Source organism: Fusobacterium perfoetens ATCC 29250, assembly GCF_000622245.1.
Classification (GTDB): Bacteria; Fusobacteriota; Fusobacteriia; order Fusobacteriales; family Fusobacteriaceae; genus Fusobacterium_B; species Fusobacterium_B perfoetens.
In genome coordinates this window covers 99446-114040 of sequence record NZ_JHXW01000003.1, presented here as the reverse complement: position 1 = coordinate 114040, position 14595 = coordinate 99446, and the positions used below count along the sequence as shown (strand labels likewise).

Sequence of the window (14595 nt, the reverse complement as noted above, 5' to 3'; positions counted from 1 at the left end):
AAGTCAACCTTTCTTAATTTTTAAGGAGAATTATGAAAAAAAAAGCTTTTATTTTTCTAAATGGAATAATGGATTCTAAAAATAAATTTTATAAAGAACTTTTAAAAAATGAAAAATATATTTATTGTGCTGATGGTGGATTAAAATATGCTTTAGATTTAGGTATTACCCCACTAGAAATATGGGGAGATTTTGATTCTTTAGGAAATTATCAATTAGAAAATTTAAAAAAATCAAATTGTAAAGTTGTAAAATTTAATAAAGATAAAGATTTTACTGATGGTGAGCTTATCATAAAATATGTCACTGATTTAAATTTTGATGAAATTTATATCTTAGGTGGATTAGGAGGAAGAACTGACCATTTTCTTACTAATCTTAATTTCCTTTTCAAATATAAAAATATTTTTTATATTGATGAAAAAGAATTCATTTTCAAAGTTGAAAATGAACATACAATTTATAATAAAGTAAATTTTATTATTTCTTTTATTCCTATGAGTGATGAAGTTACTAATCTTTCTCTTTCAGGTTTCAAGTATCCTCTCTCTAATTATAATTTAAAAAGAGGAGAAAGTCTTTGTAATAGTAATATTATTATTTCTAATTCAGCTAATATTAGTTTTTCTTCTGGTAAATTAATTGGAATTATAGAAAATATTTAATTTTTTTATTTGATATTTTATGTTATTTATGATAAAATTACCTCCGAAAATTATTTTATTTGGAGGTTTTTTTATGAATGAAATTTCTACTAAAGGAAAATTAATATTAGGTCTTCAACATGTTTTAGCTATGTTTGGAGCAACTGTATTAGTTCCCTTTTTAACTGGATTAAATCCTTCTGTTGCTTTACTTTGTGCAGGTATAGGAACTCTCATTTTTCATTTTTGTACTAAAAAAATTGTTCCAGTTTTTTTAGGCTCTTCCTTTGCTTTTATAGGGGCTATATCTTTAGTTTTAAAAGAAGAAGGAATTGCATCAGTAAAAGGTGGTATTATTAGTGCTGGTTTAATTTATGTTATAATGAGTTATCTTGTTAAAATATATGGAATAGAAAAAATTAAATCTTTCTTTCCACCAATCATAGTTGGACCTATTATAGTAGTCATTGGATTAAGACTTAGTCCTACTGCTATTTCTATGTCTGGATATTCTAATGGACATTTTGATATAAAAAGTTTTATAGTTGCTCTTGTTGTAGTTATAAGTATGGTTTTCTTTTCATCTGTTGGAAAATCATTTTTTAGATTAATACCTATTTTAATCTCTGTAACAATTGGATATATTATTTCTATATTTATGGGATTAGTTGATTTTACACCTATTTTACAAGCTAATTGGATTGGATTCTCTAATGATGCTATAACTTCAATTACAACTCTTCCTAAATTTTCTTTAACTAGTGTTCTTGCAATTGCTCCTATAGCTCTTGTAGTATTCATAGAACACATTGGAGATATTACTACTAATGGAGCTGTAGTTGGAAAAGATTTCTTTAAAAATCCTGGAATAAGTAGAACACTTTTAGGTGATGGATTGGCTACTATTGCTGCTGGTTTTTTAGGAGGTCCTGCTAATACAACTTATGGAGAAAATACTGGAGTTTTAGCAGTAACAAAAGTTTATGACCCTTTTATTTTAAGAATTGCGGCTTGTTATGCTATAATTCTATCTTTTATTGGAAAATTTGGAGTAATTTTACAAACAATTCCTTCTCCTGTCATGGGTGGAATCTCTGTAATATTATTTGGAATGATTGCATCGATTGGTATGAGAACTCTTATTGAATCTAAATTAGATTTTTCATTATCAAGAAATTTACTTATTTCTTCTCTTATCTTAGTTTTAGGAATTGGAATTGATAACATTGTTATTTGGAAAACAGTTTCTCTTTCTGGACTTGCTATTGCTGCTATTGTTGGAATTATTTTAAATAAAATTTTTCCTGATGTTGATTAATTTTTAATTTTAGTTATAAATTTAAATGAAAAAAGCTGAAGAAATTAAAATTTCTCCAGCTTTTTATATTTTAGTTTTTATAACAATTTATAAACTTCAAATTTCCATTATTAAATTAAGTAAAAATATCATTGTTTAAAAAAATTATTATGAATATTAAATTTAAAAATATAAGAATCGAAACATATTTGTTTCTTTTAACTTTATTAATCTGTTAAGTTTTCTAAAAAAATTATTCTAGGCTTTAATATTTCCCAATTATTATCAACTATTTTATTTTTAATTAACAATTCAAATATCTTTTTACCTGCAGTATAACCTTCTAAAAAAACTTCCTCCATTATAGTAGCTGTAACAATTTTATTTTTGATAAGTTTTATTATCTTATCTTCCATTCCATTAGTAACTATTTTCTTATTCATTAATAATTCTTTTGGAACTTTTTCTAAAGAATCATGAGAATATCTATTTATATATATTCCTTTCAATTCTCCATCTTTAGCATATTTTTTTAATATTGAAACTGTATTGTCTATTCCTTCTCCTTTTATAGGACCTAATATAGTTAATTTAGTTTCTTTAATCTTACTTAAGAATCCTTCTAAATAATCTTTAGAAGAAATTTTATCATTACCATTATCTATAATTAAAATCTTTTCATCATCTCGTAGAATATTTTTCATTATTTCTCCTGCTATTCTACCCATTTTTTTATGGTTAGGTCCTACATGAGATATATTTCTATTCAACCTTATTCCAATAGATACTATTTTCAATTCTGGAATATATGGTTTTAACATTTTATAGACTTTTTCTTTAGCTAATGGTGTTATTATTAATCCATCTATTTTCTCTTTTAATATTTCTTCTAATTTAATTAACTGGGCCTTTTCATCATTTATATCTGTTTGTATTATTTTAAATTTTATATTATAAGCTTTAAATTCATCTTTTGCTTCTTGAAGACCTCTATTTATTTCAGTTGTATAATATTCATTTTTAGATTTTACAACAAGTGCATAAATAATTTTTTTATTTTTTATAGCTAGTGAGCTACCTATATAATTTTTTTCATAATTATATTGTCTCACTAGCTCCATTATTTTTTCTTTTGTTTCTTTTTTTATAGAAGGGCTTCCATTAATAGCTCTTGCAACAGTTGTTCTACTAATTCCTAATTTTTCTGCTATTTCTTTTTGAGTAATCATAGTAAGCTCCTTCTTTTTTATATTTTATTATTTTCTTAAAATTGTTCCAGCAAACATTCTATCTGTTCTTACACCTGGTTTTATTTCTCCATTTATTGAATAAATTTTATTATTAATTATAGCTAATCCTTCTCCACATGGAGCATCAAATGGTATTTCTCCTAAAGTTCTCCATTCATTTTTAGTAGCATTATATACTAATATATTTTTATTCCAATTGAAATCTTTAGGATCTGCTCCAAAATATCCAGCTTTATATTGTTCTAATTTTTTACCTTTTAAAGTTCCTAAATTATAATTTGCATCATCCCAAATAGCTTTATCAAATCCTCCAATAACTAACATTTCAGAATCATTTAATTTAACTGAGTTTGCTCCTAATACTGATATTCCTTTTCCATCTAATTCTACAGAAGCAACTTTTGTCCATTCATTAGTTAAAAAATTGTATTTATATCCATCTGTATAAGCTACTGAAGTTCCTCCACCAAATACATATAATTCTCCATTTAATATTTGTCCTACTGCTTGAGTTCTTCCAGATGCTCCTGGTATTGGAGCTAATTCTTTAACTTCTTTTGTTGCTAAATCATAAGACCATAATTTATTTGTAGCTTGACCATCTTGTTTTCCAGCAAATACATATAATTTTCCATCTTTTTCAACTGCTCCACCATTTTGTAGTGTAAAAGGTAAATCTCCTATTTTTTCAACTTTTAATTTTCCTTCTACAACTTTCACTAATAAGATATCATTATCTCCTTCTGGATTAGTAGATCCTCCTAAATAATATACTCCGTCTTTTGTTGTTACAGAAGCTCCATATCCTATTTCATTTATCCAATTAATATGATCAACTGTATTTAATTTACTTCCATCAGCTTCTAATAAATAAATATCTGAATATGTTTTTTTTGCTCCACCTACAGCAACTGGTTCAAATGGGAAATTTGCTCCTCCACCTACAACAACATATTTATTTTCAAGTGTTCCTGATAAAACTCCAGCTACTCCAATATTTTTCTCAAATCCTTTTTGCGCTGGTAAATTTCCTGCATGTTCCCAAGTTATTTTTTTCTCAACATTAGGAGCTTTTACATTTGTACATCCTGTTAAAGCTAAAATAGAAATAAGTGAAACTAAAGCAAATTTTTTCATACAATCCCTCCATAATTTATAATTTTTATAAAAACTGTTCTCGCGTTCATATTTAAAATATACCTTTTTTTTAAAAAAAAGTCAACACTTTTTTCTTTTTTTATTAAAAAAAAATATTTTAAACTTTTTTAGTACATTAATTTTATTGAAAATTAATTTTTATATAATAATTTTAAAAAAAATAACTGAGTAAAATTTTATTTTAACTCAGCTATTTAAAATTAATTTTTATTTATCTTGCATATTCTGTAGCTCTTGTTTCTCTTAAAATAGTAACTTTTATTTGACCTGGATATTGCATTGTATCCTCAATTTTTTTAGCCATTTCTCTAGCCATAATTATAGCTTCATCATCCGAAATTGTCTCAGGATTTACAATTATTCTCATTTCTCTTCCAGCTTGAATAGCATAAGAAGATTCAACTCCTTTAAATGAGTTTGCTATTTCTTCTAGAGAAGCTAATCTCTTTAAGTAAGCAGATAAAGTTTCTCTTCTCGAACCAGGTCTAGAAGCAGATACAGCATCTGCTGCCTGAACCAATACAGCTTCAACCGTTTTCTTTTCAACTTCATTATGATGAGCCATTACAGCATTGATAACTTCCTCTTTTTCTCCAAATTTTCTTAAAAATTCTCCTCCAATTATTGCATGAGAAGATTCAGTTTCATGGTCTAAAACTTTTCCTATATCATGTAAAAGCCCAGCTCTTTTAGCTAATTTTACATTACATCCTAATTCAGCAGCTAATACTCCACAAAGTTTTGCAACTTCTATTGAATGCACTAACACATTTTGTCCATAACTTGTTCTATATTTTAATTTTCCTAAAGTTTTTACAATTTCTGGATGAAGTCCTTGTACTCCAACTTCTAAGATAGCTTGTTCTCCAGTATCTATAATATCTTTTTCTATTTCTTTTCTTGCTTTATTAACTAATTCTTCTATTTTTCCTGGATGTATTCTTCCATCAGAAATTAATTTATCAATAGCTCTTCTTGCTACTTCTCTTTTAACTCCATCATAACTTGAAAGAACTACGGCTTCTGGAGTATCATCTATAATTACATCTACTCCTGTTAAAGATTCTATAGTCCGTATATTTCTTCCCTCTCTTCCAATAATTCTTCCTTTCATTTCGTCATTTGGAAGATTTACAACTGACACTGTTGAGTCGACAACATATTCAGAAGCAGCTTTTCCTATTGCTGTTGAAATTATTCTCTTAGCCATATCTTCTTTTGTCTCTTCTAATCTAGCTTCATAATCTTTTATAACCATTGCTGTTTCATGTGTTAAACTATCTTTTAATTTAGAAATAAGAAGTTCTTTAGCCTCATTTTTAGAAAGTCCTGATATTTTTTCAAGTTCTTCTTCTTCTTTTAATTTTAAATTCTCTATTTCTTGTAATTTTTCTTCTAAAACTTCTTCTTGCTTTTCAAGTTCTAATGTTTTTTGTTCTATTTTTTCTAATTTATTATCAATATTTTCTTCTTTTCTTGTTATTCTTAATTCTTTTTGTAATATTTCATTTTTAGAAGCTTTTATTTCTTTCTCAGCTTCCTCTTTTATTTGATAAGCTATTTCTTTAGCCTTTAATTCTATATCTTTCTTTACTATTAATGCTTCTGATTCAGCATTTTTTATTATTTCTTTAGCTTTAATTTGCCCTTTTAATTGTTCATCTTCCATATTTTTTAATTCTTCTATCTTTTTATCTATAACAGACTTTTTGTATAATAAAGCAAAAATTATACTAAGTCCGATTATTCCTAATCCTACTCCTAATATATAATTCATATTCAATCCTTTCTATAATAATTTATTATTTATTAAAATTTTCTAATGCTTCCTTTTCTGTTTCATATATCTCAAATAATTCATCTAATCCTATCATTTCAAATATTGATTTTATATGTTCATTTAATTTTGCCAATTTTATATCTCCACCAGCTTCTCTAGCTGATTTTAATTTTCCTCTTAATATTCCTAAAGCTAAGCTATTAATATGAACAACCTCTTCAAAATTAATAATAAAATTTTTCTCTCCTTCTTCAATTTCATGAGAAATTTTATCTTTTAATTGAGGAGCCACTAAAGCATCTAACTCACCAGTTATACTATATATAATAACCTCTCCTTCTCTTTTTTCTACAATACTAAATTCTGTATTCATATTATTTTTCCTCCTTTAATCTCTTTTCTACTTTAAATTTAGTTCCATTTATCTTTTTTTCAATTTTAAAATTATCTGACATTTTTTTTGCTATCATTAAACCCATTCCGCCTTCTTCTTTACTCATTTTTGAGTCATCGAAACCTACTCCATTATCTTCTACAACTAATTTTATCAGATTTTCATCTTTTTCTATACAAATAATAAGTTCTCCAGGTTTATATTGATATCCATGTTCTACAACATTAGTAGTTAATTCATCAGTTATAGTTAATATTTCCATAATAGTTCTTTCATCTATTTTATAACTATTTAAATAAGTTCTTATAAGAGCTCTTATAACAGATAAATTTTCTAAAGTTGATGATATTGAAATTTTTATTTCATTTTTTTTTGAATTACTATTCTCTTCCATCCTTTACTCTTATTATCCTCCATTCTCCATTAATAATCTTATAATCTATAGAGAGATAAATAACTTCTTCCAAAAATATAAAAGCTACTTTATTTTTTGCAGTTTTTTTATAAAATTCTGGTTTACTAAATATTATATTTACTTCTGAAAAATCAGAATTTTTTAATATTTTTATAATTTTTTTATTTGAAATACTATTTTGAAATTTATCTTCTATCTCTGAAATTTGATTATTTTTTATAGAAATTATTATTTTTTGTAAAAAATTATCTAATTCTTTTTTATAAAGTATTTTTTCTTCTAAACATTTCTCAAATTTTTTTACTAAATCTTTATTTTGAATTTTTTGGAGTTCTGACTCTAATTTATCTAATTCCCAATTATCACAATATTTTTCGCATATTCTTAAATTATTTATATTTTCAGTATCTCTATTTTGAATATTACTACAACCTATAAACAATAAAAACATAATTAAGAATAATATTTTTTTCATCTTTTTCTCCTAGAAATCTTATTCTATAATATCATAAGTATTTGATTTTATCAAGCTAATTGTTAGTTTATAATCTGTAAAATAAGTTTTTTATCTGAATTAATATACTTTCTTCCGATTCCTCATCTAAATTAAACCAAATATAATTATCTTGATTTCTAAACCAAGTAAGTTGTCTTTTAGCATATCTTCTAGAATTTCTTTTTATATTAGAAATAGCTTCCTCTAATGATATTTCTCCATTAAAATAATCTATAATTTCACTATAACCTATTATATTTATTTTTTTTATTATTTCTTTACCGTATTTTTCACAAATATTTTTAACCTCTTCAACAAGACCATTTTCAACCATTATATCTACTCTTTTATCTATTCTTTTATATAGATTTTCTCTATTTCTTGTTAAACAAACTTTTAAAAATGAGTAATTGTTATTTTTAATATTTTGTTTAGATAGTTCTGAAAATTTTTTTCCTGTTAAAAGACAAACTTCTAATGCTCTTTCTAATCTTTTTCTATTGTTAATATGGATATTTTTAATACTTTCACAATCTAAAACTTTTAATTTTTCATATAATTCATTTGTAGAAAGTTTTGATAATTCTTTTCTTAAATTTTCATCTCCTGAAGGCAAATCAGAAAGTCCCTCTGTTATGGCTCCTATATAAAGACCTGTTCCTCCTGTCAGAATGATATTTTTATTTTCTTTTTCTGTCTCTTGTAATATCTTATCTACTTCTTTTTGATAGTCACCAACACTATATTTTGAAATAGGTTCTACAATATCTAACATAAAATGTTTTATTCCTTTCATTTCTTCTTCTAAAATTTTTGCAGTTCCTATATTCATATCTTTATAAACCTGTGCTGAGTCAGAAGAAATAATATAACAATCTAATTCTTTTGCTAATTTTAAAGATAAATCTGTTTTTCCAACACCTGTAGGTCCAGCTATAACTATTCCTTTCATAAAAACCTCTATTATTCTACATATTCAAATTCTACATCTATAATTCTTATTGTATCTCCATCTACAGCTCCAGCTTCTCTAAGAGCATCTTCCATTCCAAGATTTTTTAACATATGTACAAAAGTTATTACAGATTCTTCATCATAAGTTATTACATATTTTGATAATACTCCGTCTACCATTGCTCCTTCAACTTGGAATACTCCATCTTCGTCTTTAGTAATTATAAATGGTGCTTTATCAGTTTTTTGTGCTTTTATAACTTTTAATACATCTTCCTCTTCTTCTAATGGTTCTCTTTGAATTTTCTCTAAAAGTCCATATGTATCATTTATAACTTCCTTAATTCCATCTCCTAATATTACTGAAATAGGATAAACTTTTGCTCCCCTTTCTTCCACATACTTTTTAAATTCTTCATATTTATCCATTTCCCATAATAAATCCATTTTATTAGCTAAAACTATTTGTTTTTTATTTGCTAACTTTTCACTAAATTTTCTTAATTCCTCATTGATTTTATTATAATCGTCTATTGGGTCTCTTCCTTCAATTCCAGCTACATCAACTATATGATAAATCATTTTACATCTTTCAATATGTCTTAAGAACTTATCTCCTAACCCTACTCCTTCACTTGCTCCTTCAATAAGTCCTGGAATATCAGCAATAACAAAAGATTTTTCTTCAGCCATTCTGATAACTCCTAATTTTGGCTCTAAAGTAGTAAAATGATATGCACCAACTTTTGATTTTGCTGCAGAAACTCTATTAATAAAACTTGATTTTCCAACAGAAGGATATCCTACTAAAGCTACATCAGCTAAAAGTTTTAATTCTAATTTTACTTTTACTTCTGCTCCCTCTCTTCCTTTTTCTGCCATTTTTGGAGCTTTTCTTATAGAGTTTTTAAAGTGTTCATTTCCAAATCCACCTTTTCCTCCTCTTAAAAATACCCTACTTTGATTAGGAACATTCATATCTAATAATAATTTTCCTGTTTCAAAATCTCTTACCTGAGTTCCCACAGGGACTTTTATTATTAAATCTTCTCCATTCTTACCAAAACATCTTTTTTTTGCTCCATTACCACCATTTTCAGCAGCAAATTTCTTTTTGAATTTGAAATCTATAAGAGTATTGATATTAGGGTCAGCTAAAAATATAACATCTCCACCTTTTCCTCCATCTCCACCATCTGGTCCGCCAAATTGAATATATTTTTCTCTTCTGAAAGTAGCAGCTCCATCTCCACCATTTCCAGCTTTTACTGTAATAATTATTTCATCTATAAACATGTATTCTCCTTATTTCATTTTTATTTTTTTACAGATTATCTCTATTTTATTATATCATTTTTTATTATAAAAAAAAAGCTCTCTAAATATTTTTTTAATATTTGAGAACTTTTTATTTCAAAATTATTTTATTTATCCTCTTTTAATTCTTTAGCTATTATTTCTTTTATTTTTTCAGCAAATTCTTCATGAGAAAGATTTTTATCTGGATAAACTTTATCTAAAAATTCTATACTTACTTTTCCTGAACGAGGATACTTCGCACTTGGTGGATATAAATCATAAGCTCCTTTTATTACAAATGGAACTATTGGAATATTTAATTCTTGAGCTAATATGGCAAAGAATTTTTTAAATTTACCTAATTTTCCATCTCTTGTTCTTGTTCCTTCAGGGAAAATCACTATGTTATACCCTGACTTTATAGCTTTTCCTAAAAGTTGTAAAGAATTAATCAAATTTTTATTAATATCAACTAAAATTATATTTGAATTTTCTCCCATAAATTTCATGTGAGGTTTTACAAAATATTTAGATTTCGCAAAATAACAAGTTTTATCTAATACATCATTAGAAAAAGTTTGATTTAACATAAATCCATCTAAAAAGCTTTGATGATTCCCAGCAAAAATAACAGGTTCATTTGTCTTTGTATTTTCTAGACCTTTTTTATCAATTTTTATATAAAAAGTAAATACAAATATTTTTAAAAGTAATTTTACAAGTTTTCCAACTAAATTAGATTTAGGGAAGCTTGTAATATTGACCTCTGCAGTAAGCAAATCTTTCCATTTTACATTAGTATGATTAACTTCTTCTTTTGATATTTTTTCTACATATTCTGCTAATTTTTCAACTGTAGCATTTTCTACTAAAGTTTTTTCATCTATTTTTATTCCAAAACTACTTTCTATAAATGTTAATAACTCAACTATTTCTAAGGAATCTAAACCTAAATCTAATTCTAAATGGTCTTTTGGTGATATAACTTTATTTTTTAATGATTTTATATATTTAGAAATTTCTTTATATTCTTTTGTATTAGGTTCTTCAATTTCTTTTTTTTCTACTTTTTTTTCTTCTAATAAATCTTTAAGCATAAATCTTCTAAGTTTTCCTATTTTTGTTTTAGGAAATTCTTCTTGAACTATTTTTACATCTAATACTTTTTTATAACTTGGAGCTTGTTTATTATACTCATCTATTACTCCTAATTTAAATGTTTCTAAAATATTAGTTACTCCATCATCATGTAATTTATAAAAATCAGGATATATTAAAGCTGTTAATTTATTTTCATAATCAATTATAGCAACTTCTTTTATTAAATCACTTTTACTAATTAACCACTGTTCAATCTCAATAGGATTTATATTTTTTCCATTAGATAAAACTATCATTTCTTTTTTTCTACCTGTAACATAAAGATTTTTTCCAATTACATGTCCTAAATCTCCTGTATAAAACCATCCATCTTTTATAGCTTCTGCAGTAGCTTCAGGCTTATTATAATAACCTTTCATTACATTTCTACCCTTAACTAAAATTTCTCCTTCATCAGTAATTTTTACTTCTACATCATTTATTATTTCTCCAGCACAACCTGGAATTACTTTATTAATAGGAGTAAAACTTATCATAGGAGCTGTTTCTGTAAGTCCATATCCTTCACAAATATCAAATCCTAAAGTTAAAAAATCTTCTGATATTTGTTTATCTAATTTAGAACCACCTGAAACAAAGAAACGAACAGCACCACCAAATCCTTCATGAACTTTTTTAAATATTTTTTTACTAAAAGATTTATTATTTATTTTTTTTGCAAGAGCAAATATTCCTTTTGGTATAGCTTTTTCATTTATTTTTCCCATTATTTTTTTATGCAACATTTCCCATAATTTAGGAACTCCAATAATAATTGTAATTTTATATTTTTTTAAAGCATCTACCAAAGCTTGAGAAGATACTTCTTTTAAAAATACTAATGTTGCTCCGTAAACTATTGGTAATAACCCAGAACCTAATAAAGGTAAAATATGATGCATTGGTAATATTCCTAAAACTCTATCATCTGAATTAAACATTTTATATTTCATTAATCCTTCTAAGTTAACTAATAAATTATCAAAAGTAAGCATAACTCCTTTAGGATTTCCTGTAGTTCCAGAAGTATAAAGTATAAACATTACTTTATCTTTTTCTTCTTTTTCGTCAATTTCTATTTTTAAATCAGTTCCTTTATAATCAAGAGGAACTTCTTCTCCTATAACAATTTCTATATCAAGCCCTGATAATTCTACTCCTTTTTTAGCTTCTTCATAAGTTTTATGAGAACAAATTATATATTTAGGTGTACAATCCTTTAAATAATAAACTAATTCTTCTCCAGTAAAACTTCCATCTAGATTAACAGATATTCCTCTTTTGTCAAAAATTCCTAATAAACCATATAAAATCTCTGGTCTATTTTCCATAAAAATAACTACCCTATCATCTCTCTGAATATCTAATTTTTCTGAGAAACTTTTTGCTCCTTTTGCTGTTTCACTATAAGTTATTTTTCTATCATCATATATAAGTGCAACTTTTTCACTTTCTTTTAAAAATATCACAATAATTCTCCTTTTTATATAACAGTTGTAAGAAATCTTCTATTATTATATCACAGCAGTTTTTTTTTGACAATATCATAGAATAGTTATTTTTTATTTTATTAAACAACTTTTTTCAAAATATTTTTCATCTTCTCCATAAATAAATAAAACTGTATTTTCTGGAATCCTTCCTAATATATTTTTTACTAAACTTAATGGAATTGCTGGACATCCTTCTGTTCTTCCCAAAAAACCATATTGCTTTAAATAACTTTCTTCCGACTCTTTTGCTCCATGAAGTACTATTCCTCTTACAAAAGCATTAGAATTTATTCCTTTTTCTAATCCTTTTAATCTAATTGAATATCCATATCTTCCATTATAGTGATTTCTTGTTAAAAAAAATCCCATAGAACTTTTATAAGAATTAGTTTGGTCTGAAAAACTAATTGCTTTTTCTATACCACTATTTTTTCCATGTGCCACATAAGTTTCAGCCTCTATCTTCCCTTCAAAAAGATTTATGAGATAAAATCTTTTTTTAGAAGATTCTTTTGAAAAATCTATAATTATCAAATAATCCTCATTTTTATTTTTTATTTTATTATAACCATCTACAGACATTTTAAAAATTTTAAAATCTATTTTTTCATTTAATTTACTTTTTTTATAAAATTCCTTTATTGAAATTTTTTCTAACAAGTTTTTTTCTTGTTTAATAATTTCTTTTTCTTGAAAATTTTTACAAATTTCTTCTTGAGAAAAACTAATAAAATTTATAGTAAGAAAACTAAATATAAAAAAAATCTTTTTCATTGTACCTCTTTTCTAAATTTCCTTTGAATTTTTTTTATTTATATTGTAATATTATCATATAGTAGAAAATAAATCAAAATTTATTAATTATTTTAGGAGGACATATGAGATTAAAATTAATTTCAATAAGAAATTGGCAAAAGATAAAAAAAATAGATATACACTTTAGAGAACTTATGCTTTTCTTAGGTCAAAGTATTGAGGGAACAAATAATATTATTTCTGCTATTTCATTTGCTTTTAATAAGGCAAAAATTGAAAAGACTGATATACCACCTAAAGTAGATTATTCGCAAATAAAGCTTATATTATTAGAAAATTCTAAAGTTTATAAGTTAAAAATTGTTATAAAACCTAATTTAGAAAAAACTTTTTATTTAAAAACAGGAGATATCTGGAAAGAAATAAGTTTTGAAGAATACTTAGAATTTATTGAAAAAATTCCTTTTATTCATATTCATGGAAAAATAGAAGAAGATTTTAAAGAAGTTGGTAATTTTTTCTACAAACTTTTAATAAAAAATCCTGAAAAATCTCAAAAAATTGAGAATGACTTAAAAAATTTATACAAAGAAATTAAATTAGGACATAAAAACGGAGAAATTTATAGATATTTATTCTTTGAATTTATAAAACAAATTACATTAGAGTCTTTAGATAAAGAAACTACTCTTTTAGGAAATGCCATTATCTTATTTGAAGAACCTGAACTATATCTTAATCCTCAAAAACAAAGAGAGTTATATAATTATTTTATAAAACTTTCTAATAGAGGTGTAAATATTTATTTAAAAACTTTTTCAAGTTGTTTTGTAGGTTTAAAACAATATAAATCTATCTGTATTATAAAAAATTTAAAAAATAAAATTTCTTTCTGGCAAACTAATAAAGATATTTTTCAAGATGATGATATTAAAGCCTTTAATATGAACTATTGGATTAATCCTGACCGTGCTGAATTATTTTTTGCTAAAAAAGTAATTTTAGTAGAAGGACAAACAGATAAAATTGTTATTGCTTTTCTTGGAAAACTTTTAAATATATTCAAATATGATTATTCTATTATTGAATGTGGTAGTAAAAGTACAATTCCTCAATTTATTACTTTATTAAATAATTTTAGAATTCCTTATGTTGCTGTTTATGATAAAGACAATCATTCATGGAGAACAGAAGAAGAAATAGAAAATTCAAATAAAAAAAATAAACAAATTCAATCACTTGTTGACGGAGATTTAGGAATTTCTCTTGCATTCGATAATGATATTGAAGAAGAAATTTATAATGAAAAAAAAGATAGAACTTCTTATAAAAATAAACCTTTTAATGCTCTTAAATATATTTCTGAAGAAAATTACAAAATGTCTGATTCTTTAGAAAGAAAAATAAGAAAAATTTATGAGTAATTTCATTAATGGAATTTTTTTCTTGATTTTTCTTTTACTATATTTATTTTATATAATATAATTAAATTAGATTAAATTTTCTTTAGGAGGTTGCA

At 24.8% G+C, this 14595-nt stretch carries 13 protein-coding genes; 3 read left to right on the top strand and 10 right to left on the bottom strand.

The features are described 5' to 3' along the window. Positions 1 to 32: 32 nt before the first annotated feature. Entirely contained in the window at positions 33 to 665 is a 633-nt protein-coding gene (locus T364_RS0100550) for a thiamine diphosphokinase (RefSeq protein ID WP_035945163.1), read from the top strand. Between the two features lie 73 nt (positions 666 to 738). Continuing rightward, the gene (locus T364_RS0100545) at positions 739 to 1962 is read left to right on the top strand and encodes a uracil-xanthine permease family protein (protein ID WP_027127817.1); all 1224 of its coding nucleotides are present in this window, start codon (positions 739 to 741) and stop codon (positions 1960 to 1962) included. A gap of 206 nt (positions 1963 to 2168) precedes the next feature. Here T364_RS0100545 and T364_RS0100540 read toward each other — a convergent pair whose 3' ends face one another. The 10 genes from T364_RS0100540 to T364_RS10200 all read right to left on the bottom strand — a co-directional run bounded on the left by T364_RS0100540 (position 2169) and on the right by T364_RS10200 (position 13094). Further along, on the bottom strand, positions 2169 to 3170 hold the full coding sequence (locus T364_RS0100540; protein ID WP_027127816.1) for a substrate-binding domain-containing protein: 1002 nt from the start codon (positions 3168 to 3170) through the stop codon (positions 2169 to 2171). A 27-nt stretch (positions 3171 to 3197) separates the two neighbouring features. Next, the gene (locus T364_RS0100535; RefSeq protein WP_027127815.1) at positions 3198 to 4328 is read right to left on the bottom strand and encodes a cyclically-permuted mutarotase family protein; all 1131 of its coding nucleotides are present in this window, start codon (positions 4326 to 4328) and stop codon (positions 3198 to 3200) included. 232 nt (positions 4329 to 4560) lie between these two features. Next, positions 4561 to 6126 carry a ribonuclease Y gene (rny, locus tag T364_RS0100530; protein WP_027127814.1) on the bottom strand — a complete coding sequence of 522 codons (1566 nt, stop codon included), beginning with the start codon at positions 6124 to 6126 and terminating at the stop codon, positions 4561 to 4563. A gap of 25 nt (positions 6127 to 6151) precedes the next feature. Continuing rightward, positions 6152 to 6502, bottom strand: a complete 351-nt coding sequence (locus T364_RS0100525; RefSeq protein WP_027127813.1) for an STAS domain-containing protein — start codon at positions 6500 to 6502, stop codon at positions 6152 to 6154. Position 6503: 1 nt separating this feature from the next. Continuing rightward, complete coding sequence (locus T364_RS0100520) at positions 6504 to 6917, bottom strand: ATP-binding protein (protein WP_027127812.1); 414 nt, start codon at positions 6915 to 6917, stop codon at positions 6504 to 6506. Next, complete coding sequence (locus tag T364_RS0100515; RefSeq protein WP_027127811.1) at positions 6904 to 7413, bottom strand: hypothetical protein; 510 nt, start codon at positions 7411 to 7413, stop codon at positions 6904 to 6906. The genes T364_RS0100520 and T364_RS0100515 overlap by 14 nt, the downstream gene beginning before the upstream one ends. 67 nt (positions 7414 to 7480) lie before the next feature. After that, positions 7481 to 8398 (bottom strand): tRNA (adenosine(37)-N6)-dimethylallyltransferase MiaA, encoded by a 918-nt coding sequence (miaA, locus tag T364_RS0100510; protein ID WP_027127810.1) that lies wholly within the window; start codon positions 8396 to 8398, stop codon positions 7481 to 7483. Continuing rightward, a complete protein-coding gene (gene obgE, locus T364_RS0100505; RefSeq protein WP_027127809.1) occupies positions 8398 to 9684 on the bottom strand; it encodes a GTPase ObgE in 1287 nt (428 codons plus the stop codon). Before obgE ends, miaA begins: the two co-directional genes overlap by 1 nt. A gap of 128 nt (positions 9685 to 9812) precedes the next feature. After that, positions 9813 to 12296, bottom strand: a complete 2484-nt coding sequence (locus T364_RS0100500; RefSeq protein WP_027127808.1) for an AMP-binding protein — start codon at positions 12294 to 12296, stop codon at positions 9813 to 9815. Between the two features lie 93 nt (positions 12297 to 12389). Continuing rightward, a complete protein-coding gene (locus T364_RS10200; RefSeq protein ID WP_051532584.1) occupies positions 12390 to 13094 on the bottom strand; it encodes a murein L,D-transpeptidase catalytic domain family protein in 705 nt (234 codons plus the stop codon). Between the two features lie 104 nt (positions 13095 to 13198). Between T364_RS10200 and T364_RS0100490 the strand changes: the two genes are divergently transcribed. Further along, a complete protein-coding gene (locus T364_RS0100490) occupies positions 13199 to 14500 on the top strand; it encodes an ATP-dependent nuclease (RefSeq protein WP_027127807.1) in 1302 nt (433 codons plus the stop codon). Positions 14501 to 14595: the final 95 nt, after the last annotated feature.